The 26,828-nt window shown below is 51.3% G+C and carries 17 protein-coding genes and 1 tRNA gene; 10 read left to right on the forward strand and 8 right to left on the reverse strand.

Annotation, left to right across the window (positions count from 1 at the left end):
* The first annotated feature begins 50 nt into the window (after positions 1 to 50).
* Entirely contained in the window at positions 51 to 635 is a 585-nt protein-coding gene (locus BLX24_RS19930; RefSeq protein ID WP_071504954.1) for an RNA polymerase sigma factor, read from the forward strand.
* A gap of 321 nt (positions 636 to 956) precedes the next feature.
* On the opposite strand, the gene BLX24_RS19935 is transcribed toward BLX24_RS19930, so the two are convergent.
* Complete coding sequence (locus BLX24_RS19935; RefSeq protein ID WP_071504955.1) at positions 957 to 2,219, reverse strand: asparagine synthetase B; 1,263 nt, start codon at positions 2,217 to 2,219, stop codon at positions 957 to 959.
* A 174-nt stretch (positions 2,220 to 2,393) separates the two neighbouring features.
* On the opposite strand from BLX24_RS19935, the gene BLX24_RS19940 reads away from it, so the two are divergent.
* Both BLX24_RS19940 and BLX24_RS19945 read left to right on the forward strand, forming a co-directional pair.
* Positions 2,394 to 3,632 (forward strand): ABC transporter permease, encoded by a 1,239-nt coding sequence (locus tag BLX24_RS19940; protein ID WP_071504956.1) that lies wholly within the window; start codon positions 2,394 to 2,396, stop codon positions 3,630 to 3,632.
* Positions 3,633 to 3,745: 113 nt separating this feature from the next.
* Positions 3,746 to 3,829 (forward strand) — tRNA-Leu (locus BLX24_RS19945).
* Positions 3,830 to 4,038: 209 nt separating this feature from the next.
* On the opposite strand, the gene BLX24_RS19950 is transcribed toward BLX24_RS19945, so the two are convergent.
* The 6 genes from BLX24_RS19950 to BLX24_RS19975 form a co-directional block, all read right to left on the reverse strand.
* The gene (locus tag BLX24_RS19950; protein ID WP_177225878.1) at positions 4,039 to 4,398 is read right to left on the reverse strand and encodes a DM13 domain-containing protein; all 360 of its coding nucleotides are present in this window, start codon (positions 4,396 to 4,398) and stop codon (positions 4,039 to 4,041) included.
* A gap of 125 nt (positions 4,399 to 4,523) precedes the next feature.
* On the reverse strand, positions 4,524 to 4,988 hold the full coding sequence (locus tag BLX24_RS19955) for a YHS domain-containing (seleno)protein (protein ID WP_071504958.1): 465 nt from the start codon (positions 4,986 to 4,988) through the stop codon (positions 4,524 to 4,526).
* Between the two features lie 123 nt (positions 4,989 to 5,111).
* Positions 5,112 to 5,747 (reverse strand): LysE family translocator, encoded by a 636-nt coding sequence (locus tag BLX24_RS19960; RefSeq protein ID WP_071504959.1) that lies wholly within the window; start codon positions 5,745 to 5,747, stop codon positions 5,112 to 5,114.
* A gap of 2 nt (positions 5,748 to 5,749) precedes the next feature.
* Positions 5,750 to 6,253, reverse strand: coding sequence for a DinB family protein (locus BLX24_RS19965; protein WP_071504960.1), 504 nt, complete (start codon positions 6,251 to 6,253; stop codon positions 5,750 to 5,752).
* A gap of 29 nt (positions 6,254 to 6,282) precedes the next feature.
* Positions 6,283 to 6,693 carry a DoxX family protein gene (locus tag BLX24_RS19970; protein WP_071504961.1) on the reverse strand — a complete coding sequence of 137 codons (411 nt, stop codon included), beginning with the start codon at positions 6,691 to 6,693 and terminating at the stop codon, positions 6,283 to 6,285.
* Between the two features lie 13 nt (positions 6,694 to 6,706).
* On the reverse strand, positions 6,707 to 7,177 hold the full coding sequence (locus tag BLX24_RS19975; protein WP_071504962.1) for a YHS domain-containing (seleno)protein: 471 nt from the start codon (positions 7,175 to 7,177) through the stop codon (positions 6,707 to 6,709).
* Between the two features lie 283 nt (positions 7,178 to 7,460).
* On the opposite strand from BLX24_RS19975, the gene BLX24_RS19980 reads away from it, so the two are divergent.
* The 3 genes from BLX24_RS19980 to BLX24_RS19990 all read left to right on the forward strand — a co-directional run bounded on the left by BLX24_RS19980 (position 7,461) and on the right by BLX24_RS19990 (position 10,972).
* Positions 7,461 to 8,960, forward strand: coding sequence for a sigma-54-dependent transcriptional regulator (locus tag BLX24_RS19980; protein ID WP_071504963.1), 1,500 nt, complete (start codon positions 7,461 to 7,463; stop codon positions 8,958 to 8,960).
* A gap of 157 nt (positions 8,961 to 9,117) precedes the next feature.
* Positions 9,118 to 9,843 carry an NRDE family protein gene (locus BLX24_RS19985; protein WP_071504964.1) on the forward strand — a complete coding sequence of 242 codons (726 nt, stop codon included), beginning with the start codon at positions 9,118 to 9,120 and terminating at the stop codon, positions 9,841 to 9,843.
* Positions 9,830 to 10,972: an ATP-grasp domain-containing protein gene (locus BLX24_RS19990; RefSeq protein WP_083422078.1), complete on the forward strand. Its 1,143-nt coding sequence runs from the start codon at positions 9,830 to 9,832 to the stop codon at positions 10,970 to 10,972. The genes BLX24_RS19985 and BLX24_RS19990 overlap by 14 nt, the downstream gene beginning before the upstream one ends.
* 124 nt (positions 10,973 to 11,096) lie before the next feature.
* On the opposite strand, the gene BLX24_RS19995 is transcribed toward BLX24_RS19990, so the two are convergent.
* The gene (locus tag BLX24_RS19995; protein WP_143092727.1) at positions 11,097 to 11,843 is read right to left on the reverse strand and encodes a hypothetical protein; all 747 of its coding nucleotides are present in this window, start codon (positions 11,841 to 11,843) and stop codon (positions 11,097 to 11,099) included.
* Positions 11,844 to 12,005: 162 nt separating this feature from the next.
* On the opposite strand from BLX24_RS19995, the gene BLX24_RS20000 reads away from it, so the two are divergent.
* The 4 genes from BLX24_RS20000 to BLX24_RS20015 all read left to right on the forward strand — a co-directional run.
* Positions 12,006 to 16,028, forward strand: a complete 4,023-nt coding sequence (locus BLX24_RS20000) for a hybrid sensor histidine kinase/response regulator (RefSeq protein ID WP_071504966.1) — start codon at positions 12,006 to 12,008, stop codon at positions 16,026 to 16,028.
* 153 nt (positions 16,029 to 16,181) lie between these two features.
* Entirely contained in the window at positions 16,182 to 16,727 is a 546-nt protein-coding gene (locus tag BLX24_RS20005; RefSeq protein ID WP_071504967.1) for a YceI family protein, read from the forward strand.
* Positions 16,728 to 17,370: 643 nt separating this feature from the next.
* Positions 17,371 to 18,930, forward strand: coding sequence for a CRTAC1 family protein (locus tag BLX24_RS20010; protein ID WP_083422079.1), 1,560 nt, complete (start codon positions 17,371 to 17,373; stop codon positions 18,928 to 18,930).
* 267 nt (positions 18,931 to 19,197) lie between these two features.
* Positions 19,198 to 26,828: SdrD B-like domain-containing protein (locus BLX24_RS20015; protein ID WP_071504969.1), on the forward strand; the 7,631-nt coding region annotated here is incomplete at its 3' end.

Consider the following 26,828-nt stretch of genomic DNA (forward strand, 5'->3'; position numbering starts at 1 on the left):
GGTAAGTTTACAGCGTTGCCTAACCTTTTACAACCTCTACCTACCCAGTTATGCCTCGTCATCGTACACCGTCTGGCATAGATGAAGAAGCCCTGTGGAACAAGTTCCGCAGCGGGGACGAAGTCGCTTTCGCCCAGTTGTATCGCGAATATGTGCAGGTATTATATCATTACTGCACACACTTTGCTCAGGATAAAGCGTTGATCAAAGATTGTATCCACGATTTATTCGTTGAGCTATGGAAACACCGCCAGAATATTGGTCCGACTACCTCGGTCCGGTATTATCTGATGGCTTCCATCAAGCGCAAATTGGTTCGGCATTTAACGGCTGAGCAGAAAATCAGCAGCCAGGACGATGTACAGACCGACCTGCTGCCTGGTTGCGATCCTTCGTATGAAACGTCGCTGATCGCATTTGAAGAAGATTCGCACATCAACGAATGTCTTCAGAATGCTATTGATAAATTGCCTCGCCGTCAGCGCGAAGCCGTTTATCTCCGGTTCTACCAGAACATGACAAACGAAGAAATTTCGTCGCTCATGCAGATTAACATCCAATCGGTGTACAATCTGATTTTTGGTGCCCTGAGTAATCTTAAAAAGTACGTGACGCTGGACCGTGTTGTTCTGTAATTTGAAACCTTCGTTTATATGATTTAAACGACTACTCCTAAACCCTTAAAAAAAACGGGGACCCTCTTTCTGAGCGGTCCCCGGCTTTTTTTATTTCGGGTCTTTCCTGTATTTAATATTGAAAAAATAGCGGGTCAGCCCATCTAAAGGCAACGTTGCCCGTTACCAGGAGGATGAGGAATCTGAAAACAGAGAAGGAAGCGATTCGTGCTGGCATGTAGTCAATAGTGTTCAGAGGCAGAAGTCACGGCGCCACTAAAACTACTAGCCCCCGCTCCGGCAGATGCTGAAACGGGGGCTAGTGGCTCGTCGTAAAACCAATCAGGTTTTTTGTTTCTTCTTTTTGGCCGCCGGGAACAGGATGTTGTTCAGAATAAGCCGGTAACCTGCCGAGTTGGGATGAAGGTTCAGGTCGGTTGGTTCTTCACCGATTTCGTGGCGGTAATCTTCCGGATCGTGACCGCCATAGAAAGTAAAGAATCCGCGTCCGTACGGGCTATGAATATACCGTGCCTCGCCGGCAGAACGGTTTTCAGCCATGATGACGACTTCGGGTTTGATAAACTGCTTTTTAAAGGCGGTTGTCTGTCCCATAAATCCTTTGATCACATTGGCATGGTTCTGGGTCAGCATAGTCGGGATCGGATCCCATTTGGCCGAGAACTGGAACAACGTAAAGTAATCATTGTGTTCGCCGAGGCCGCGTTCTTCCGGTTGGTTATCGATGGTTGAAAACTCGATCATGTACGGATTCGTATAGACCTGGAAGTTACGGAAGGCCATTGTCTGACTGAAATCAAGTTTGGCATTGGCATTCGGGTCGGCAGGATCACCGTCGTAGAAAGCATCAACCATATCCGTTTTCTGCGCTGCCAGTGCGATATCGTAGGTATCGGTAGCGTTGCACATGGCAAACAGATAGCCACCTCCCAGCACGAAGTCGCGGATTTTCTGCACAACGCCGAGTTTCATTTGCGGCACTTTGCTGAAACCGTATTTATGGGCAATGGATTCGGCCTCCTGTTTCTGGGCGATGTACCAGGGCTGGTCTTTATACGGGAAAAATTTGCCGAACTGTCCTGTAAAATCTTCATGGTGCAGGTGGAGCCAGTCGTATTCCGGTAGTTTGGTTTCCAGTACTTCCTGATCGAAAACAACATCGTAAGGAATTTCGGCATAGGTCATCACCATCGTTACGGCATCATCCCATGGCTGCTTACTTTTCGGCGAATACACGGCAACACGCGGTGCTTTCTGTAGTTTCACCGCATCCATATTCGCGCTTGGCGATGAAACCTCGGCCAGAATCTGGGTTGCCTGGGCGTCTGAGATGACCTCATAGCTAACGCCGCGGATGACCATTTCGTTGATGAACTGCTGATTGTGCTGCATCATGAAACTGCCGCCCCGGTAGTTGAGCAGCCAGTCAATTTCCATGTCATAACTTTTCAAGACCCAATAGGCGATCCCATAGGCCTTGAGGTGATTCTTCTGGGTATCATCCATCGGAATCATGATTTTAGTCGCCCATGCCTGGTTAGTAAGTACCAGAAAAAGGATGAGCGGTAGCAGCAGCCGTTTCATTGGTTTGTTGTATAATTAATGAACAGAGTAGCTTTGTATGGCTATATTTCAACGAATATAAGCAAAAATTATGCGAAACTGTTTCGCGTTGTAAAGGATGATTGAATGAATGAGTGATTGAATAGTTCGAGTCACTCAATCACTCATTCATTCAATCACTCATTCATTCTGTATATGAACCTGATCGAAAACATACGGGAAGGCTTGCGGTCGATTGCAGGCAACCAGCTGCGGACCATTCTGACAGCCCTGATCATTGCCATCGGGATTACGTCACTGGTTGGTATCCTGACCGCTATCGACGGCCTGCAAAGTTCGCTGAGCAGCAGTTTTGAAGGCCTGGGGGCAAATACGTTCAGCATTGTAGTGCCGCAGGATTTCGGGCGTTTTGGCGGACGGGTACAGCGGAAAAACAGACCGATTGTGTATCGGGAGGCCATTCTGTTCAAACGCCGGTTTCCGTACGGGGCGATGATTTCGGTGTCGGCAGGCATTACCGGTGCGGCGCAGGTGAAGTATGAATCGAAGAAAACCAACCCGAATGTGCAGGTAGTGGGCGTTGACGAAAACTACGTGAATGTCAAAAACTATAAGGTAGAGCTGGGTCGTAATTTTAATACAAACGACATTGCCAACTCCATGAATGTCGCCGTGATCGGCCGGGAACTGGCCACGAACCTGTTCGAAAGCAAAATCAATCCCCTCAACAAGTTTATCCGCGTACTCGGGACACCGTATAAAGTGATCGGTGTACTGGAGAAGAAAGGGAGTTTCGGCGGCTCGGGCGAAGACCGGGTAATGCTGATTCCGCTCGATAACGGCCGGGCGCTGGCCGGTTCGCGTACGCTGAGCTTCGACATCACGGCATCGGTGCCGAACATGTCGGATCAGGAAACGGCCATGGGAGAGGCGCAGGGCGTCATGCGGATTATCCGCGGAGATGCGTTAGGTAAACCGGATTCGTTTGATATTCAGCGGGCCGATGAACTGGCCCAGGACCTGGAAAATAACAGCCAGATGCTGCGGATCGGCGGGTTTGGGGTCGGGTTTATCACCCTGCTCGGGGCGGCGATTGCCTTGATGAACATCATGCTGGTATCCGTTACGGAGCGGACCCGCGAAATTGGTATCCGGAAGTCACTTGGAGCAACGCCTTCGCGAATCCGTCAGCAGTTTCTGATTGAAGCCATTGTGATCTGTATCCTTGGCGGGGTTGGCGGCGTGCTGCTCGGACTGGGTATCGGCAACCTGATATCACAAGTTGTCAGTCAGGGGAAAGGCGGTTTTGTGGTCCCTTGGTTCTGGATGTTCTTAGGGTTAGTGATTTGTGTGGTAGTTGGCTTATTTTCCGGCATTTACCCTGCCATCCGGGCCTCGAAACTTGACCCCATTGACGCGCTTCGTTACGAATAAAAGGCGCTTTTCATGCTGTAAACGCAGATTTTTTACAAAAAAAGTAGGTGAAAGTTTTATAATGTGAAAGGATTGTCTACTTTTGCAATCCCATCGCGCAAGCGACTGGTGAAGCCGGGATGGCGGAATCGGTAGACGCGTTGGTCTCAAACACCAATGTCTGCAAGGGCATGCCGGTTCGAGTCCGGCTCCCGGTACAATGTGGCCCAAATCGCTGATTTGGGCTTTTTTTTGTTTTGCCACAAATTCTTCTGCCTTTTTGGCTATCTCTGTTTAGAATCAGAAAGGAAACGTTGCAATTGACATAGCATGAGGCGCCTTTCCATACTTTCAGGTTTAGTACTGCATGTTAAAAAGCAGATGCCTTATAGCAAGGCATCTGCCCGTTGATTGTTATCTGAACGGCTTAAGGCTTTAGTTCTGCATTGCCGAAATGAACAGCGAATTGTTTACACCAAATCAGAACAAACCGCTGCTGCTCTAAACGAACAGGTGCTGCTAATTCGACATAGAAATTGCCGGTTGCTGTAAGCCGTTTTACCTCCGTAAAATTACCGGCTTTGGTATCGGCTGCCAGGTAGATGCGTAAGTCAGGCCCTGCTTCACTGGTAAAGTTTGAAAAAACCAGGGTTTGGTTTCCGCTTTTCTCGTATAGCTTTACGGTCCCGCTAACCGTATGAACCCCGTTGCGAAAGGTACCGGATGCAATCACTTGCTGGCCGGTTGAGTCGAATGTCTGCGACGGATTTGCCGTATTGACAGGCATACCGGCAGTGCCCAATGTCGTAAGATCTTCAGGAGCAGCGCAGCTGCAGTAAATCAGAACCAGTAAAAAGTATATAAAAGCTTGTTTTAGCGTACACATGTCTGTATCGTTCGTTTATGATTGCCTTATTTTGCCGTTTTTACCGTCAACCAGTTTTGATCCGCTTTATCAATGTAGGCTTTCGGGGCTTTATTCCATGATTCACGCACCTTCTTATTGTAATTAAAGTAGAGTTTACCATCCACAATGGTCCATGCATCAGCTTCGGTAGGGGCTTTATAGCCTCTGGACATGCCAAAGGCACAGTAGCCGCCATACTGCGGCATATAGGTGGCCGGATTGGTCAGGAACGTTTCTTTGTTACCTACGGAAGCAAAATGCCAGGTAACACCCTCGTGTGTAATACTGATTCCGGAATCGCCGCGGGCCGGTTTTTCTTCTGTGAAATACGAAACCGGATCGTATCCGTGCAGGGCAATTCCGCCCGGACTGAAAATGGCCGGCAAGAGGGCTTCTTTCTGTTGGGCAAAAACGCCTGTTGTGGCTAACAGGGTAATGATAAGTGCATATGCAAATCGGATTGGTTTCATTATGGAGAAATTGTGGTTTATGAGGATTCCTTAATAAGAACACTATAGCTTACTTACTGACCGGTTGACCATACACCGGATTAGCTTTGTCCGGGTGACCCTGGCCAGGGTGCGGCGGCTGTCTTATCCGTTCCATAAAACAACACATTGCCATGCGGCCATGCCCAGAAAAGTAAAGCCGGTCAACCGGTTAAGCCGATGTATTTTATCTGGCTGTAACACCTGGCAGCGCAGTCGATCCGTGAGCCATGCGACGACAGCCAGTAAAAAAAAAGCGCCGCAGCCCGTTGCGATAAAGAAAATAACTTTAGCCTGTTCTGCCTGTTCCGGTATCAACGGCTTTGGTCCGACTGTGTTCTGAGAGAGGTACAGCCAGATTGCCGACCAGAACGGAATCAACTGCGGATTAGTCCCTCCCAGCATAATACCTTGCCAGAATGGGTTCGTTTGCCGGACAGTGGTCGGCGTTGTGTGTACCCGTTCCGGCGATCTGAGTGCGCTTATACCAGCCAGCAGCAGTACCGGCACTGGCAAATACCGTAACAGAATGTCCAGATTGCGGCTGTTGGGTAACCAGCTGAGGCCATTGATAGCCAGTGCACTATAAGGGATTTCCGGCAAGCTTCCGCCCAGCGCAAGCCATAAACCGGCATTACGGTTTTGTGTAAGCGTGGCGTTGGCAACGGCCAGATTAACCGGACCGGGATGTATCGATCCCAGAAAGCTTATCGTTGCTACTACAAAAAATAAGGCGATCATTATCAATGACTGTGTTGGTGGTGAACGGTCGAATAAGCAACGCCGAAATGCGGAGGTAATACGATATGGTAAAAGCTGTCCTTAACCGCTACCTGAATAAGGGCCATGTGGTGGATGGCGTGTTCGATATTGTAGAGCAACTCACGGGCAAACGTAGACGGAATCTGTATCTGGTTGCCGCCGTCAGCCGAAAGGTCTCCTTCAAGCGTTAACGGGTGGTAGAGGTTCATACGGTGAATGCTCCGGTCGAGCAGATACATTCGTTCCAGCGCCTCGGCAATGTCTGTCTCCAGACGCATATCACGCTGCCGCGTATCGTAATTTATGGCTCCGGTCTGTGCCCCAACGACCAGTATGTCAAAAAACTCAAGAATGTGGCGAACGTGTTTACCGATGGTGTTGCCTGATAAAACGACTAGTGGCTGCGCATATTCTGAGTTTGACAATTGATGAAGCAGGCCTGTTAATTGCCGGAAGATATCGGAACTTGACGATTTGATTGACATTACGATCAGAACTATACGTTTAGCAGTTGTTAACGATTGGTTGCGCGTGTGTTAATCATGACCAGGGGCGACCATTGGGCTTGAGTCAGTAGTATAATCAGGGCACAGCTCAGGAGTACAACCAGTGCCAGAAAAAACAAATACCCGCCGTCGTTCAGTACATCAATACCCAATACGGTAAGGTGAGCCCCGATTGCTCCCAGCATAATCGCCATCCCCGCAAAAGCACCCAGCCAGCTGGTACGGGGAATTAAGAGGAGTATACTCGTTATCAATTCAGCCGCGCCGGCGCCGATCCGGCCCCATGGTTCAATACCCAGCCGGGTAAAAATGTAGACGGATTCAGGAGCGGCCCCGAATTTGAAGTACAGGGTCTGCAGTAAAATAAGGGCTGCAATCAGACGGGCGGCCCATAAAATATACAATCGGCTCTTGTTCATTAGCGTAGGCCGGTTACAGGGCACCGGCAATTTTTGTCCAGTTCATATCTGCTTTGCGGTGGAGGGAGGTTTCGTCCTTGTTCCACTTCGTCAGGGTGTTGTTGAAAAAAGTATGGTAAAACAGATACAGCTTACCATCAATGATCTTAAACGTTTCAGGGTCAATCTCAACTTTGTCGCCGGAATCGCCCATTGCGTATGCACACCAGCCGCCGTATTCGGGCTCGTAGCGCTCGGGGGTTGTTTTAAATGCTTTCAGCGTTGCCGGTGAAGAGAAATGATAAAGCACATTTTTAAACGAAAAACTGTAGGCCGGAGAGCCTTTGACTGCTCTACGCTGCGTAAAGTAAGCAACCGGATCGTAGCCCTGAATGGCCAGACCGTCTTTCCTCAGGTTGAACTGCTCTTTCCGTTTTACCGGATCCTGTGCAAAAACTGTAGCTGAACATATAAGTACTATGAACCCTAAAAAGATTGCTTTCATATACGTTTGTTAATTAAGGTAACAGGGTTGTTTATTCTGCCTGCAAATACATAATTTCAATTTCTGTTCCATGTGTGCCGGATTCTTGATTTATTGAGTAATATCCTGATTTTTAATAGATTGGCTTTTTGTTGTGCGTAAGTCATTGCTCTGACATATATAGTGGGTTCCTGATATTTCGGGAGCCTTACTAAATGACGGAACGGTTGTTGCCCATCTCTTTATGATTTACGCCTGTTTTTTAATTCCCGATTATTTCCAATACCCGTAAAGGATTCAGACTATGCTCTCTTTTTTTGATGATAATGACGGTGAGTCAGCGGTTCAGCCGGTAGTGTTAATTGTTGACGATATGCCAAATAATATCAGCCTGTTATTTGAGGCACTTTCACGGCTTAATGTGAAAGTATTGGCTGCCAGAGACGGAAAAAGTGCTGTTGACCAGGCAAGAATTGCCAGACCGGATCTGATACTGCTGGATGTGATGATGCCGGGGATGGATGGTTTTGAAACATGCCGCCGGCTTAAACAGGATGAACTGACGGCAGCCATACCCGTTATTTTTATGACGGCATTAACGGAAACCATCGACAAGGTAAACGGATTCAACATCGGCGCCGTTGACTACATAACCAAGCCTTTTCAATTGGGAGAAGTCGTTGTCCGGATTGAAAATCAGCTGAAAATAAGGAACTTACAACGAGACCTGGAGCACCTGAATGCTGAACTTGAAGCCCGGGTTGCTGAGCGGACGGCTTCGCTGACACAAGCACTGGCTGAAGTTGAACAGTTGAAAAATCAGCTGCAACATGAAAATACCTATCTGCGGGATGAAATTCACCTGACCAATAATTTTGAAGAAATCGTTAGTCGCAGCAAGCCATTCAGTCACGTTTTGCGACAGATCGAGCAGGTCGCTCCAACGCACTTTACCGTAATGATTCTCGGGGAATCAGGAACCGGGAAAGAACTGCTCGCCAGGGCGGTGCATAACCTGTCGCCCCGTAAAAAAAAGGCACTTATTAAAGTGAATTGTGCCGCTCTGCCAACCAATCTGATTGAAAGTGAGCTATTTGGCCACGAAAAAGGAGCTTTTACCGGTGCCGCTAACCAGAAAACCGGGCGGTTTGAACTGGCTGACGGAGGGACCATTTTTCTGGACGAAATCGGAGAGATGCCGGTTGACCTGCAGCCAAAATTACTGCGTGTTTTGCAGGAAGGGGAGTTTGAACGGATCGGTGGCCACAAGACAATCAAAGTTAATGTCCGGGTCATTGCCGCTACCAACCGCGACTTAGAGAAAGAGGTGCAGGCGGGCAGGTTCAGGGAAGACTTATACTATCGCTTGTGTGTATTTCCGGTTAAAAGTCTTCCCTTGCGCGACCGGAGTGAGGATATTCCGCTGCTGGTCAGCCATTTTTGTAAAAAGCACGGCCCTGGTATCGGAAAAACAATCGATACGATTCCGGAAGATGTACTAACCACGCTGGCCGGGTATCACTGGCCGGGTAATATCCGTGAGTTAGAAAATGTCATACAGCGGGCATTGATTCTTTCGCCCGGAAAAACGCTGACATTGGGAGATTGGACCTGGCGCCGGCCGCTGTTGTCAAACCCGGAGGGGTTTGTTACCCTGGAAGCCCATGAACGGGCCTATATCACACAGGTCCTTGAGCATACACGCTGGAAGGTAAGCGGCAAAAACGGAGCCGCTGAAATTCTGGATATCATCCCGACAACCCTTGATTCAAGAATGAAAAAACTCGGTATCAAACGGCCCTGACCAGTTCCGAAAAAACGTAATCTTTCCGATATATCGTAAGCCATCTCCCTCCGGTTAATAAAAAAATCAGCAATAAGCCTTCATGTCAAGGACTTATCGCTGATTTTTTTTAGGTACGTCAATTGCCTGGCTTTATCGTGAACAGATAAACGTCACGATGTGTACAGCAACCTATCTTCCTTTCCGGTCTGACGGATTTATACTAACCCATAGCCGTGATGAACATACTACACGGCAACCGGCTGTCCTGCCTCGGATACATGACCAGGGTGGTCAGCCGCTTTTATATCCCGAAGACCCATACAGTGGCGGGACCTGGATCGTAGGAGGCCTTCAGGCATCGGTATGTTTGCTGAACGGAGCATTTACGGCTCATGTTTCGACGCCGCCCTATAAGCATAGCCGGGGGCTGGTGCCGCTGCATGTGTTTGACTACCGCTCTGTGAGGGATTTTTGCCGACGCTATAATCCGGCAGGAATTGAACCCTTTACACTCATTCTGGCTGAAGCAGAGGCTCTGACTGAATTCCGCTGGGATGGCCAGTCAAAACATGTAACGTTTTTAAATCCGCACAGACCGTATATCTGGTCTTCGGCTACACTATACTCGCCACAGAACATGCGTCGGCGTGAACAGTGGTTCCGGAACTGGCTAAGCAATATCGGTGAGACCAGGGTTGAGGCTATCCGGCATTTTCACCTGAACGCCGGAAAAGGAGATCCCGAAAATGCCCTGCTGATGAACCGTAACAACAAACTGATGACACTGAGCCTGACCAGCCTTGTACGGCTACCCGGAAATCACCGCATGCTATACACGGATCTGTTACAGGATCAGTCTGTTTCTCTTGTGTTTAATCAACACCACTATGCCATTCAGTAACGTAGGTAAATCACGGCAAACCGGCTGGGAACGGGATAAATCGTCGTTGCAACAGCAGGTTCAGCATCGGAAAAGGGGCCTGTTCAACCGTTTCCGGACGACTCCGTTCCTGATCCGGTTGACGGCCTGGGAGTACTGGCCGTTCAGCATTGTATACATACCGGTGTTTATCTACTGGCTTTGGCTTTCACTCCGGGCCCGTTCGTTCTTTTTTTTCTCGGCGTCTAATCCCTCCATTGAAACCGGCGGTCTGATGGGGGAATCCAAGTGGGACATTCTAAAGAACATAAATCCTGCCTTTCTTCCGCAGACCTTGTTTGTCAGTGTAGCAGACACGTCAGCTGAGACGCTGGAGTTTATGGTGCGAAGCCGGTTCCGGTTTCCGGTAATTGCCAAGCCGGATGTGGGCGAACGGGGCTGGCGGGTTGAAAAAATTAACACGGCAGACGAGTTAAAGGACTATTTCCTGTCTGCGCCGGGAGATTTTCTGATTCAGGATTATGTCGATGAACCTCTTGAGTTCGGGGTATTCTACTATCGTTTTCCCGGGAAGACGCAGGGTGTTGTTTCATCAATTGTGCAGAAAGAGTTTCTGAGCATCCGGGGAGATGGCCAAACCAGTATTGGTGACCTGATTCTGCAAAACAGCCGCGCGGTTTTGCAGCGTAAGGCGTTAGCAGAAAAATTCGGGACGAAACTGCATGAGGTGTTAGGCAACGGGCAGGAACTTCAGCTGGTGGCTATCGGCAATCATAGCAGAGGGACTAAGTTCCTGAATGCCGGTAGCCTGATTTCACCACATGTCACACGGCTGTTTGACAGTATCAGCCGTGATGTTGACGGTTTTTATTTTGGTCGTTATGACATCCGTTGCCGGTCAATCAACGATTTGTCGACCGGCGAACACCTGCGTATTCTGGAGTTAAACGGCGCCGGGGCCGAACCTGCCCATATTTATCATCCTGGTTTTCCGCTCTGGCGTGCCTGGCAGGTCTTGCTGTTCCACTGGAAAATACTCTTCCAGATCAGTCAGGAAAACCATCGGCGCGGCCACGCGTACATGACATTGAGCGAGGCCCGCGTATTCTGGAAAAAAAGCAGATCAAAAAACAAACACAAGCCGTTATAAAACAGGGGCATTCCTTACCGGAGTGCCCCTGACTTTATTAACCTGTTCTGAAATAGTTAGTTAAGTAGTATAGTATATGGTCTTGTGCCAACGGAAACGTCTGTTGCCAGACAACCGGATGTACTTAAAAATGATAGGCGATGGCCAGCATCGGCATCAGATTTTTGGTCCGGTAACGATCATTATCAAAAATAAGCTTCTTTCTTGTCTGGTATTCATTGAACTGAAAATTCAGACCCGCCCGCAAGCTGAGTTTCGGCGCAACCTGGTAGCGGACATAGGCCTCTGAGTTCAGGCTGCCTATATCGCTGTCGCTGATTAGTAACAGGTTAAAGGCGGTCGGACGCGCTTGCTGGGTTGAACCGGTCAATGCTGATCGGCCGGTACCTTTAGACGTAAACGTGCTGCTCCGGTCACTACCGAAACTAAACCCAATACCGTCAATATTAAAACCCGCAGCTACTTTTCGTGTCAGCGCATATTCGAGGTGAATACTGATATTAAATGAATTAATTTGTGTTACCGGAAATTTCAGCGTATCAATATTCTGAACCAGATCTTCACTGAAAAGGGCAAAAATACTGTGTTTCCCTGACGTCAGACGGGCGGGAGCGGTGCGATAAGTTGTGTTTTTACCAAAGGCCGACGTAAACCGCAGGCCATAGCCGATCCGGAAACGCTTATGCCGGCCTACGCCGTGCAACCGGCTGACTGACAGTGCTGTGGTTGTGAAGTTCCCCTTTGTAGCGAAACTAAGGTCAACGCTTTGGGTAACGTTTGCCGGTAAGGCGGCCGGAGGGGTAGATTGCTGAGCCATCGTTAAAAACGGGAAGGCACATAGTCCCCAGGTAATATAAAATAGTCTGCTCATACACTTTAAGTTTTTGAATGACGTCAATGACAGCCAATCGTTTCCAAACACTATGCCGTATATGTTAGCCCGGTAAGTAGTTGTTTAGCAGTAAATTGGGTTGTTTTTTGCTAAATGGCAGCCGGGCATGACCGGCGACATTTCTGATATTTCAGAAAAAACATGAAATATCAGAAACCCGATGCCGCGGCAACGGTGGCCGGGCGTGTATACACCCGGAAAGGGATAGATAACGAATGGTCCGAAAGTTGTAAACCCACTGATATGAGAGTATATGCGTTAATCGTTTATGTATTGCTGACAGGCTTCGGACCTGCTTCTGCCCAACCGAAGGGCCTGCCCTTCATTCAGCATTACGCTCCCAAAAACTATGGAGCCCATCCTGAAAACCGGGCAATCTGTCAGGATTCGCGGGGTGTTTTGTACATCGGGAATCAACATGGCGTTCTGGAGTATGACGGAAGTACCTGGAATGTGATACCCGTACAAGGGCAGGTGGTCAGGGCAGTTGCCGCAGATACATCCGGCAGGGTCTATGTCGGCACAGATACCGACATCGGTTTCCTGGAACACACGTTGTCTGGCCGGACGGACTATAAATCACTGAAAAAACACGTGCCGGCATCATCTGTGCCACCCAAAAAAGTAACCCGTGTCTTTGCCACGCGGTATGGTGCATTTTATTGTACGGAAAAAGGGGTATACCAATGGAATCCGGCAGCAAACAGTCAACAGCCGGTCAGGACCTGGCTACCGGCCGGAGAAACCGGCATCCGCAGAGCGCACGTTACCGGCGACTTTCTGATGATTCAGGGCAGGAGTGGTCGTTTATACTGGACTGATCTGCGCGGCAAAGGACTTTTACAGCCAATGGATGGTACCGGGCAACTGGTGCCGGAGTTAGTGGAGGCCATTTTGCCGTATCCGCCCGGTAACCGGTTTTTGTTGGTAACATGCCACCACGGGCTTTATGTGTACACACCTGGTACGGCCACATCGGCCGCTGTCTTAGACAGATTGCCGACAACCGCCGAAGACTGGTTAACATCCGCGCGGGTATTCAGAGCGTTGTGTATCCTGAATCCTAAAACAAACAACTACACGTATGTCATCGGGACAGCAAGGGGGGGCGTACGGATCTTTGATGCGCATGGCCGTCAGCTGCAACAAATTGATGAAGGCAATGGTCTGCGCCGGAATGCCGTACTGAGTTTATTTTATGACCGGGAAAAGTCGCTCTGGATCGGAACCGGTAGCGGTCTTGACCGGGTTGAGTTCAGCTTGCCGGTTACCCGTTTCGATCATACGTTTAATGTCCGTTCAACGGTATGGGCCATCTGCCGGCATAAGGGAATTTTGTATATAGGCACTAGTCTGGGGCTCTTTGCCTGGAGTGATACCGGCCAGCGGTTTGACCCGATACCCGGCGCGGATGCCAGTTGCCGCACCATACTGGTTGCCGGTGAAGATCTCTGGGTGGGTGCCACCGGCTTTATCTGGCGGGTGCGTAACCGGAAAATCCTTTCGTCAATCTCAACCGAAGGCCAGACCGTAAACAGCCTGCTGGTGATTGCGCCGGACAGGCTGCTGGCGGCCCAGAGCGACGGACTAAGATGGTATGACACCGGAAGCGGGGCCGGCCATCGGGTTGGCGGTCTTCTGGAGCAGACAGAATGTGTTTCCCTGGCACCCGATGCCCCGCATGTGCATTGGGTTGGTACTGCTTATAAGGGGTTTTACCGATTGGCAGCCGGCCCTTCCGGTACGTATGATGCCCGGCCAATTGCCCTGCCAACCACAACCGATACTAGTGCGCCGGGAAACTATGTGTATAAAACGAGCTACGGATTACTGTTTGTCTCAGGCGGGCGGGCCTATTACCCGGATCCCCTACGGCAAACGCTTACTCTGCAAACGCTCCCCGGAATCGAAAAAATAGGGGCATTAACCAGCAGAGGCGGACTGGATATACCAGGTATTGCTGAAGATAATTCGGGCAAACTTTGGTTTGCCAAACCTGCGATTGCCTTATACCCGCAACGAAAGGAGGGAAAGCCGATAACCTGGCAAGTTGACAGCCTGAGTCTGAAACCCATCCGGCGGGGTGGGTATGCCGTGTATCCCGAAGCGAATGGGTTGGTTTGGGTAGGTACGGATGAGGGGCTGTTCCGGTATGATGGTGCACAAATGACGATGCCTCCGGATTTTCCGGCGCTGATCCGTTCGGTAAGGGTTCTGGGGAATGATTCCGTTATATACGGAGGCGCCGGTATCGGTCCTGCGCTCCGCATCCCGTATCGGTTCCGGGATTTGTCCTTTCAATGTGCGGCGACCAGCTTTGTGGGCGATGATGCCAATGAATTTCAGTTCCGGCTTGTGGGAAATACCCTGACACCGGAAGATTCGGTCTGGACGAAGTGGAGCCGCGAAACTACCAAGGAGTACACCAATCTGTCGGTGGGTAAGTACACATTTGCTGTTCGTGCCCGCGATGCTTACGGGCAGCTGAGCCGCGAAAGCAGGCTTTCCTTTACCATTGAGCGCCCGTGGTATATGACTGTCTGGGCGTACCTTTTTTACTTTTTTATTTTCTGCGTCTTGATCTTCGGACTCATCCGTATTTATACCCGCCGGTTGACCCTTGAAAAAATCAGGCTGGAAACCGTCGTTCAGGAACGTACGGCAGAGGTAGTCCGTCAGAAAGAAGAGCTTTCCGGCCAGGCAAAACGGCTGCAGGTAGCCAAAGATCAGGCAGAAAGTGCAAACCGGGCCAAAAGTGAATTTCTGGCCACCATGAGCCATGAGCTGAGAACGCCGCTGAACGGCATTCTGGGGTTTGCTCAGTTGCTGCAACGTGATACGGGTTTATCGGATCAGCAGCAACGGGGGGTGGGCGTAATCCGGAACAGTGGCGAACATTTACTGAGGCTGATCAATGAGGTGTTAGACATTGCAAAAATTGAGGCACGGCGGTTTGAGTTTGAACAGGCTACGGTGAATCTGTCTCTGCTACTCGACAACCTGGCTGCTGAATTTACGATCCGTGCACGTCAGAAAGGGCTGGTATTTGCGTATGCAAGCACGTCAGAAATGCCGCCATGGGTAATTACAGACGAAAAACGCTTAATCCAGATCTTAAATAACCTGCTTGGCAATGCGATTAAATTTACCGCACAGGGAACCGTAGCGCTTACTGTTTCAGCCTATAGCCTGCGTCCTGATCAATGCCGGTTGACGGTTCAGGTCAGTGATACCGGCACAGGGATTCCCCCCGAACGGCTCAGCGAAATTTTTCAGCCCTTTTTTCAGGTCCGCGACGGCCGGTTGTTTACGGAAGGAACGGGACTTGGGCTGGCCATTTCTGATCAGTTAGTGCGTCTGATGGGGGGGCGGCTTACCGTAGCGAGCTCGCCGGGCAAAGGGAGTACGTTTACCGTAACGATTCCATTAGCCGTGCCTGAGGCCGGCTTTCCGGACAACCTGTACGGCCTCCGAACGACTTTGCCGCCGGTAGGCTATTCGGGGCCTAAGCGCCGCATACTGATCGTAGATGATCATCCTGATAACCGGTTGATGCTGCTGACCTTGCTGGAACGACTGGGCTTTCAGGTTGACGAGGCCGCTGACGGGCAAATGGCCGTTGACGCAATCATCGCTTCTTTCGGCACCGGAGGGAACCCGATCGATCTGGCTGTCATGGATCTGATCATGCCCTCCCTGAATGGATTTGACGCCTTGCAGCTGATCAGGGCAAATCCTCTGACGGCGCAACTGAAAGTAATTGCCTTTTCGGCCAATGTGTTCGAACAGAATCAGCAACGGACGATGGCGGAGGGGTTTGATGATTTTATCGCTAAACCTGTCGACATCGCACACTTGCTGCAAAAACTGGAGTCACATCTGGGACTGGAGTGGATCTATATGAAAGAGCCGGAGCCCGACGTTATGCCGGAGCCGGAGACCCGACATGGGCTACTGCCGGACGAGGAAACGATAGCTAACTTACTGCATGTGGCCCGGCAGGGCGATATCGGAGGCTTGCTACAGTTGCTGAACAGACCGGAGCTTAATGAGCCGCAGTACAAGGCATTTGTAAAACCGTTGCAGGCCTGGGCGGCCGAGTTTGATACCCAACAAATCCGGGTGTACCTGGAATCCGTTGAACAGAAGCAGCAGTCTCAATAAATCATGACATATCGGAGAAGTTCTGAAATGCCGTAGGATGAACTTGTATCGTTTGCCTGAAAATGCCCTTTTCCGGGCGGATCAGCGGTTTTTCATGCCTTACCGTGTTGGAACGGTTTTGGTAAAAGCACGGGCAAACAAAACAAAATGTGTATGAAAACCTCCTTATTAACACTGCTTGGTATAGTTGCCGGGTTCGTAGCTACGGCGCAGACGCAATGGAAGCCGACGACTGCGAGCGTTTCATTCCGGATTAAAAATGCGGGTCTGGCGGTAAACGGTACGTTCGGCGGGTTTCAGGGACAACTGCTTTTTGACCCGGCCAATCCGGAGAAAAGTGTATTGATTGCGTCCGTCGATGCCAAAGCCGTTGACACCGGGATTGGCCTGAGAAATGACCATCTCCGGAAAAAAGAGTATCTGGATGTAGCATCCTTCCCGAGGGTTACCCTGAAATCAACGCGGATTACGGCCAAAGGAAACGGCATGTATACGGGCGCATTTGAGCTGAGTCTGAAAGGAGTGACGCGGCCGGTCTCTTTTCCGTTTACGTTCACAAACGGCACCTTTGACGGAGGATTCATAATTGACCGGCGCGATTTCGGGGTTGGCAAAAACAGCTTGATAATGGGTGATGAGGTGACGATCACTATTCACGTCCAGTCGGTACCGGTCCCTGCTGTAGCAGAGGCAAAATAGTGCGGCCGGAAGCTGACGTAGTCAGGTTCCGGCCAGAGTTGCCACACCGCCGGAAGTTAATACCGGCTTATAATCCAGCCATTGCGTAGCCTCCTGCCAAATGGCAGCACCAACCACCTACACACCTTCGCTAAATGTCCGTCAGCTGCTTGCTTCAACGGCAGACTATGGTCCGGTCTTAACTTCGGGTACGTAGCCCCTTACAACCGCCACGCTTGATAGCCAATAAGCCAGCCGCATAACGGTAGTAGCTGCCGGCACACCTCTTCTCGTCTTGTCGGCGCACCTTGTCTTGCCGTTTATGCGGGTTAGGCAAGGAGATTGAACACAGTTGTCCCCAAACCACAATAACCACCAGCAATTCTTCTGCTTTCCATCACTTACCTGTCCCTGCTCCTTATCCTGCCTTGCCAAATGGCGGGAAAGTACTTTATCTGCCTGCAAAAAATGTAGAAAGGCGCCTTGTGTACAAAAAAGGGCGCCTTATCACCAGGTACTCTTCAGGTGCTTAGTTTGTCAATCTTTTTGCTTGTTAAACATATATAGACATGATATTACTAAAATGTACGCATTGGTTTACGTAACGGCAAGTATTGGTACTATATGTGGCTTAATAAATCGCACGGTCTGGGGCAAAAAAACAATGAGAAAGATAACAGTATATAGGCGTTATGTATTTCCGGGACTGTGTGTCTTGTTATCGAACATCGTATTTGGGCAGATTTCGTTTGACAATTACAGCCATGTATTGCCACAGCGTCCTTTTGTCGGTTTTTTGTCAAAAGCCGTTGCGGATCTAAACGGAGATGGGCTGGACGACATTGTGCGGATCCGAGCAAACACAAAGGAACTCTCGGTTTTGTACCAGCTGCCAGACGGATCGTTCCGTAACAGCCATATCCGTACCCTTAACGCTGAACCCATTGCCACCCTTGTCGGCGACATTAACAACGATCATAGAAATGATATTCTGACAGGAGGTGCGTTTGACGGGATCACTGTTTTAAAAAATAATGCAGACACCTTTACACAGGATATCGTCACTGATCCTGCCGTCTGGATGCAGGGTGCCAACCTGGTCGATATCAACAACGATGGCTGGCTGGACGTTTTTGCCTGCAACGATGCAGGGCTTAATCAGATATGGAAAAATAACGGGGCTGGCCGGTTTAGTGCCGTAACCAACTGGATTGATATGCGGACGGTTCCGGCCTCCGACAATTCGGGTAATTACGGTTCGGTCTGGGCGGATATCGATAACGATGGTGACCTGGACCTGTATCTGGCCAAATGCTCGATGTATGCCATGGGTCCGCAAAACGCCGGCGACCCGCGCCGGATCAATCAGCTCTTTCTGAATCATACCTACGACCGGCTGCATGGTCAACCGGTTAAAAATACCACCAATTTCACCCTTGATCCCTCCAACTGGTTCAGCGAAGCCGCGGCCGGGGCAAACGTAAAGATCAGCGGGCAGTCATGGACCGCCGATTTTGCCGACATCGACAACGATGGGGATCAGGACTTACTGGTTACCAATCACGAAAGCCCGACCATGCTGCTGGAAAACGACGGTACCGGGCATTTCACCGACATCACTACCCAAAGTGGCATTTCGGGAGTAGTCGAGCCCTTGCAGGGCCTGATGCGGGACTTCGATAACGACGGCTACATGGATGTGCTGCTGGCGGGCGATATGGCCGCTCAGCTCTGGCGCAATAATGGCGACAAGACTTTTACGCTCCAGGCAGGTGCGCTGGGAAACACGCCGACCACCTCCTTTGCCGTCGGGGATTTGAACCATGATGGCTTTCCGGACATTTATGTCAGCCATTATGCGCGGGCCGATGCCGAAGATGAGCTTTGGATAAACCAACCCAACGGGAATCACTTTGTGGGCGTGACACTCCGCGGAATTCAATCAAATACCAATGGCGTGGGGGCTAAAATTCTGGTGTACCGCACCGATGGTGTACAACTGGTACGGGAGGTGCGGGCCGGTGAAAGTTACGGGATAACCAACTCCTACACACAACTCATAGGGTTAGGCCCTTCGGCAGGTATTCTCCGGATTGAGGTTCACTGGCCGTCGGGCCAACGGAGCCGGATACAGCAACCGGCTTCGGACCAGTTTCTGGTAATTGGCGAGCCTGTTGGTCCGCCATGCCGTTGCCTCTCTCTGGAGGCTGTCCAGATCCGATAAATAAACGGAACATACAACATCCATCAGGAATATGCCGCCATATTCTGTCAGTCACCCTATTGGCTGGCCAATAAAACAGAAGCGGTGATAAAACACGGCAGTCGCCGGATAAAGACCTTTTCCACTAACAGACGTATAACTATGCAAAATTTGTACATGCGCGTTGATCGCCGGAGGCCCTGGCAGGGGATAGTGACCTGCCTTTGGCTGTATTTATTGACCGCCGGCAGTGTATTAGCCCAAATACCTACCTGTGGCCCTAACCAAATGACATCGGGCTATGCGGTAGGAGCAACGACGGTGGTCTCAACCACCGGTACGGTAACGAGTGCGACTGCGGCGTTGGGTACCGGAGATGGTAGTACGGCCATACTGGGTGCCAATTCGGCCCTTAAACTTGACATGGGAGTGATGTTACCAGCGGGTAGCCGTCTGACAGTAAGTTATGTTGCTACAGACGCAAAAGCTCCGCTTCAGGTACTGGTATCCAGTACGGCAGCAGGGCCTTTTACCAATATAGCCCAACTGGCGGGGGCAACAAATGCAGTAACCTTACCCATGGCTGTGCGCTATGTACAACTGATTACCACCGGAACGTCGTATTTCATTAATGCAGTAACGTATCCGGTTTATACGTGTGTAACCAACCCGGTTCCAACCTGTGCGGCCGGACAAACGCTGATGACCTATCCGGCAGGTACCCAAGGTGTGAACGCCATAACCGGGACGGTTTCCAATAGCGCCAACGCAGCCGGTCCGCCTGACAGGGTTGCCGCCACCGTTGCTGCAAATGGGTCCATCACGCTGGATTTTGGACGTGTTGTTGCCGGAGGAAACGTATTATCACTGGTCTATTCGTCGCAATATAATGAAACGTATGCGCCTCCCTTGCAGATGCTGGTAAGTACGACCGGTGCACCAGGGTCATTTACCTCCATAGGCTCTTTTCAGCCAACGACCAACACATCCCTAATCAACGGAAGCCTGACACTACCCATAGATGCCCGCTATGTACAGCTGTTAACGCCGCCGGGGACCTATTCTTCGTATTACATTGATGCCCTGACCTATGCTGTTTACAGTTGTGTGTCTCCGCCTGATATAACTTGTGGAGCGGGGCAGATTTCGGTCACCAGCCTGAGCGGGGCTCAGGCAACGGGCACTACGGGTGGAGTTGTTACCAGTACAACAAATGTACTGGGTATTTCCGATGGTAAGCTGGCTACATTGGGCACTAACTCATCCGTCAGTGTCGACATGGGCAGTGTACTGGCAGCCGGCATTACACTCACGTTTAGCTATTCGTCAACGGATAACACATCTCCCTTACAAATCTGGGTAGCCAATAATGCGGGAGATCCTTATACCTATATCGGGAGTGTTCCGGCAAGTATCGCTACAACAACCCGACAGCTGACCTTACCGTTGGCCGCGCAGTACATTAAGCTGGTTGCCACGGGTACCGGCTATGCGGTCGATGCCGTCACCCGGCAGGTTTTTAGTTGTATAACTGATCCGGCAGCCTGTGCGGCCGGACAGCAGTCTGTTGTCTATCCGGGAGGGGGAGCCACCAGCGTCTACAGCACATCAGGTACGCTGACCAATCAGGCCAGCGCAACGGGTTTGGTGGATGGTTCCTATGCCACCCTGAGTCCTGATGCAACGATTACACTGGATTTGGGTAGTACCATTGCTGCTGGTAATGTATTGGTAATGCGAGCGTATTCGCAGTATAGCGCCACCTATGCTCAATCCATGCAGGTGCTGGCTGCCACGAATGCAGCGGGGCCTTATACGAGCCTTGGGGATATACAACCGAATACCTCGGTTAATACAATAAGTTTCCCCTTGCAGACCAATGTCCGGTTTATCCGGTTTACTACGACCTCAAATATCTATTCGACCTATTATGTGGATGCGGTGATGTACCAGGCCTATGCCTGTGCGACACCGGTTAGCACAAGTTGTTCGGCAGGGGAGCAGTCATTTAGTTACGAAGCCGGAGTACAAGGGGCAGGATCAACAACTGGAGCCGTAACCAGCGCTACCAATATCGTAGGTGTTCCGGATGGTACAGCAGTCTCAATAGGCGTTAATTCCGCTATTACGGTTGATATGGGGAGTGCTTTGCCGGCCGGGATGGTGTTGAAACTGTATTATTCGTCAGCTAACACTACGGCTCCAATGCAGGTATTTGCTGCCGCCAGTACCGGCGGGCCGTTTACGTTTATCGGTTACGTCACCGGCTCAACCGGTAGTACCAGTCAGACCCTGACTTTACCTCTGACGGCTCAGTATATTCAGTTGAAAACAGCCGGTACGGCCTACTCTCCGGATGCGGTTACCTATCCGGTCTATACCTGTGCTGTTCCGCCGGTGACCACCTGCCCGGCAGGACAGAAATTAGTTGGCTATAGCCAGGGAGCCACAGCCATCAATGGTGCTACAGGTACTGTCTCGGCCACGGCCAACGCCTTGGGAAGTCCGGATGGCAATACGGCCGGTTTGAATGCGAACGCGTCAATCACCCTGGATATGGGCAGTACGATTGCCGCAGGGAACAGCCTGATGGTGACCTACCTGTCGGCTAATACAGCCGCGCCCATGCAGGTATTGGTCTCGGGTAATGCCGGCGGCCCATTCACGAACATTGCCCGTTTGCCGGGTAGTGCGAGCCGGACAACCCAATCCGTTCAGCTACCGGTAACGGCCCGCTATGTACAATTGCTCACCTCCGCATCGTCCTATTCCGTCGATGCCGTGGCTTATCCCGTGTATGCCTGTGTGTCTTCTCCGTCGGCCAGCTGTGCAAACGGGGAGTTACTGTTCACGGATGCCACCGGAGCACAGGGCGTTGGGGCTACCACCGGAACGGTGACGTCTGCTACCTATGCCATAGGAAAACCCGATGGGAGTCCGGCGGCTTTAGGGGCCAATTCGTCATTAATCCTGAATATGGGAAGTGTAGTAACGGCGGGGAATACGCTGAACATTACCTATCAGTCAGGCAATACGACGGCACCTGTGCAGGTACTGGTATCAACAAATGCCGGTGGCCCATACACCAATATTGCTCAGCTGGACGGAACAACAACGAGTAGCACAAAAAGTCTGATTCTGCCGTTGGACGCACAGTATGTGCAACTACAAACCACAGCAACCAGCTACTGGGTCGATGCCGTCACCAGGACAGTTTATAACTGCATCAGCCGACCGGTTGTATCCTGTCCCGCCGGGCAGGTATCCGCCAGCTATCAGACAGGTTTGCCGGCCGGTAGTGGAAATACGGTTAATATGGCTGGAGTGCCTGACGGAAATACAGAATATATTGCCGCTAATTCAACCAGGAACGCTGACGCGGGCAGTGATTTACCCGCAGGAACGACACTGTTTTTTACCTATTCATCGGCCGACAACACGGCACCTATGCAGGTGCTGGTATCAACAAATGCCGGTGGCCCATACACCAATATTGCACAACTGACAGCCCGGACTTCAATGGGGACAATGCCGGTAACGCTACCCGTATCAGCCCGCTACATCCGGTTACAGACCACAGCGACTGCCTATAGTCTGGACGCGGTTACCTATCCGGTATACACCTGCGTGACACCGGTTTCCGGCACTTGTAGTGCAGGTCAGCAACTGGTGAGCTATCAGTCAGGAGCGCAGAGCGTAAGCACGACAAACGGTAGTATCCAGAATAGCACTAACCTGTTGGGCAGGCCTGATGGGTTTAATGTATCTATACCGGGCAGTGCCTCACTGGTTATGGATATGGGAAAGGTGATAACAGGGGGTAACAGCCTGCAAATTAGCTATACCCCTACTGATGGAAACAGTCCTCTACAGGTGCTGGTTGCCACCAGCTCAGGTGGCCCGTATACCAGCATTGCCCAGTTACCCAATAATTATTATATTACCCAGGTAACCAGGACCGTAGAGATTAACTTGCTCATCGATGCACGTTATGTGAAACTACAGACAACGAGTACGGCCTATAATGTTGATGCCGTCACTTACACCGTGTATAACTGTGTGAATACGCCAATGTCGGGCTGTCTGGTCGGTCAGCAGGCAATCAGTTCAAATGTAGGGGCCGTAAGCATCGTTAGTTCTGGCAATGTGACCAATCCCGGCTCAGCAACGGGTATGCCTGATGGGTCAGTTGCCGCAACGCCCGGCAATACCAGCGCGACACTCATACTCGATTTAGGTACGGTCGTAGCCGGAGGTAATAACCTCAATATACGATACTCCACGAATGGTATAACTGCTCAAATGCAGGTGTTAGTCGCTACGAACATAACCGGCCCGTATACCAATATCGGGCAGTTGCCTGCTTCAGCGGGAACCACAGCAAGCCTCACGTTGCCGGTGGATGTGCGGTATGTTCAGTTACAATCGGCTAATTCCGTGTACAATATAGATGCCGTAATGTATTCCGTCTATACCTGTATCAGCTCATCGCTAACCAGCGGGGTTGTCTATCTGGACGCGAACGTGGATGGGGTGCGAAACAGTACAGAACCGGGAATAGGCGGGGTCACGGTGAGAGCGTATGACGCAGGCGGTAATCTGGCAGGCACCACAATTACTGCCGATGCCAATCCGGCACTGGGTATTGCGGGGGGAGATTATGGGTTTACGAACCTGACAGCGGGCCAGCCTTACCGGTTAGCGTTTTCCAATTGGCCTGCTCAATATAGCTCGTCTGGCTATGGAGCCGATAACGGAACCGATGTGCAATTTATACAAGGGGTAACGACGCACAATGATTTCGGCCTGTACATACCGGGTTCTGTCTGTAGCCTTTCTCCAAACAGTAAAATGGTATTTGGATCGGCCTTATTCTCGGTTGGGGATAAAATGACGGTTGGCTCCTGGGATTATCTTGACAGAACTACCGGTCAGGCACCGCTGGTATCGACACAGGATATATCCTACTTAACGGTAGGTGTTCCAATCGGGATCGCTTCTCCACGGCCAACGAACTGGGTATACATGTCTGCCATGTCAACCGACTTTACGAGCGTGTTTCCGCCTGCCCCTGACGGGTCTTCCGCAATTTATATTGCAAATTACAATGCACCGGACGGCTCGCAGTCGTACCAGGGAACCAGGCTCTTAGTAAAACTATCGGATTTGGGGATCGATGTCGGTCCGGCCACGAAAACGGTAGGCGCTGGCACCTTCGGTGTACAGGGCCTGGGTGGGCTGGATTTTACGCCATCCGGCGATACGATGTTTGTCGTCAATATGTATCACGGGAGCCTCGTGGGGGTCAACGTCAGCAAGGTCGATTATGCGACACTGCCCGTCAGTAAACCCACCGCAGCCTTTGAAATCTACCCGCCAGCTTCCTTAGCCGGTTGTAGCGGGGGCGTCTACCGGCCAACGGCACTAAAACAGTATGGGGGTAAGCTGTATGTGGGGGGCGTGTGCGATGCTGAAATCAGTACGAAGGTTGCTGACCTGCAAGGTGTTGTATTAGCGTATGAGCCAGCTACAGGCACCTGGAGTAAAACCTTTAGCTTCCCGATCAATTTTACAGGTGGGGGTACTTATGGAGAAACCGGACACGGTGCTGTTGATTGGAGCAGCTCATCGAGCACAGAAATGGCTCCTGTCCTGCTTGATTTAGCCTTTGCCGACAATGGCCTGATGGTGATGGGAATAACGGATCGATTTGTTTATACCTACAGTTCCGGTAACCAGGTAGGCTATGTGATCGGAGCCTGGAAAAACACCGACGGTTCCTATACGCTGGAGAATGCCGGGAAATTAGGCCCCTATACCTCTACAGCTGATAATAAAGTCAATGACGGCACGGGTAATTATGTGAATACCGGTGGTGGGCCAGGTGGTAAATTTTTCTTTCAGCAAAAGAATTTTGATGGAAGACCATATGGATTTTCTGGTGGCTTGTATATTAAGTCAGGTACAAGCTATGTGCTGGCCGGTTATTTAGATGCCATGAACGGCTATAGCAATGGGGTAGTTTATTTAGATTTATCAACGGGAGTACCCGCCTATGGAGCTACGTTGACCGGAGCAGGTCCGAAAATAGCACGGATCTCAGGATTAGATCAGGTTTGTGACGCCCTGCCGCCTATTGAAATTGGTAACCGCGTTTGGAAAGATACCAACAATAACGGGATTCAGGATGCCGGCGAACCGCCATTGGCCGGTGTAACGGTGGAGTTGCGGGATGCCGGCGGTAACCTGATCGTTACGGCCATTACCGACGCCGGGGGGAATTATAGCTTCTCTAACCTGCCGAACCGGAGCAATACATCCGCTCAGAAGTATAACCTACCCCTTACCCCATTGACCAGCTATGCCCTGCGGATCAGTTCTTTAGGGTCAGATACGTCCACAAGCGGGCTAACCCTGACGGGTATTTCACCCGCCCCCGGCGAAACGGCCGGAGGGATCAATACCGGATCATCAACCATCAATAACGATGCCTTTCTGGTCGGTGGATTACCCGTTATTAGTCTGAGAACAGGGGTCGATGGGTCGACTGCTCATACGTATGATTTTGGTTTCGTCGATGTGCCTTGTTCGCTGAGCCTGATTGCTACTCCCGGCAATTGTGACCCTGCGACCAACCAGTATACCCTAACAGGAACTCTGAGTCTGACCGGCAACAGTACCGGCGGAACGGCCACCATTACCGATGGATCCAGATCGGCGACCATAACAGTGGCTGCTAATGCCACCTCGGTAGCTTACTCGCTGACAGGTCTACCCTCCGATGGGGTCAGCCATACGGTAGCCGTGACGCTGGCGGGTTGCAGCGGGGCTGCGACGTCTTATACTGCACCGGCTTCGTGTACGGTAGCGGCATCCATTGTGGTTGCCTCCGCCACGGTCTGTTACGGCAGCAGTGCCACCCTGACCGCCTCGGGTTGCACGGGCACGGTGACGTGGTTGGACAACACGACGGGTACCAGCCTGACCACGCCAAACCTGACGGCAACGACAAATTATACGGCGACCTGTACGACCTCGACGGGTTCAGCGACTACGGCGGTGGGCACGGTGACGGTAATGCCGCAGCCGGTGCTGAGTCTGCAAGCTTCGTTAACCAACGTGACAGTCGGCACACCGGTAAGCCTGTCGGCGCTGGGCTGTGTGGGCACAGTAAGCTGGTCGACAGGTGGCAACGGCGCAGTGATCAGCGTAACGCCGTCGCAGCCGAGCCAGACTTACAGCGCCACGTGCGTGACGGGTCCGGGCTGTCAGACGACGGCCTCGGTGACGGTCAATACCCAACCGGCGGCGAGTTTAATAGTGTTATCGGCGACGGTCTGTTACGGCAGCAGTGCCACCCTGATAGCCTCGGGTTGCACGGGCACGGTGACGTGGTCAACCAGCACGACGGGCACCAGCCTGATCACGCCGAATCTGACGCAAACGACGAATTATACGGCGACCTGTACGACCTCGACGGGTTCAGCGACTACAGCGGTGGGCACGGTGACGGTAATGCCGCAGCCGGTGCTGAGCCTGCAAGCTTCGTCAACCAACGTGACGGTTGGCACGCCGGTGAGCCTGTCGGCCATCGGCTGTGTGGGTACGGTAAGCTGGTCGACGGGCGGCAATGGCGTAGTGATCAGCGTAACGCCATCACAGCCAACGCAGACCTACAGCGCCACGTGCGTGACGGGTCCGGGCTGTCAGACGACGGCGTCTTTGACGGTCAATACCCAACCGGCGGCGAGTCTGGTGGTGCTGTCGGCCACAGTCTGTTACGGCAGCAGTGCGACCCTGATAGCCTCGGGTTGCACGGGCACGGTGACGTGGTCAACCAGCACGACGGGCAATACGCTGCTAACGCCTGCCCTGACGCAGACAACGGCATATACGGCGACCTGTACGACCTCGACGGG

The organism is Arsenicibacter rosenii (assembly GCF_001870735.1).
Lineage (GTDB): Bacteria > Bacteroidota > Bacteroidia > Cytophagales > Spirosomataceae > Arsenicibacter > Arsenicibacter rosenii.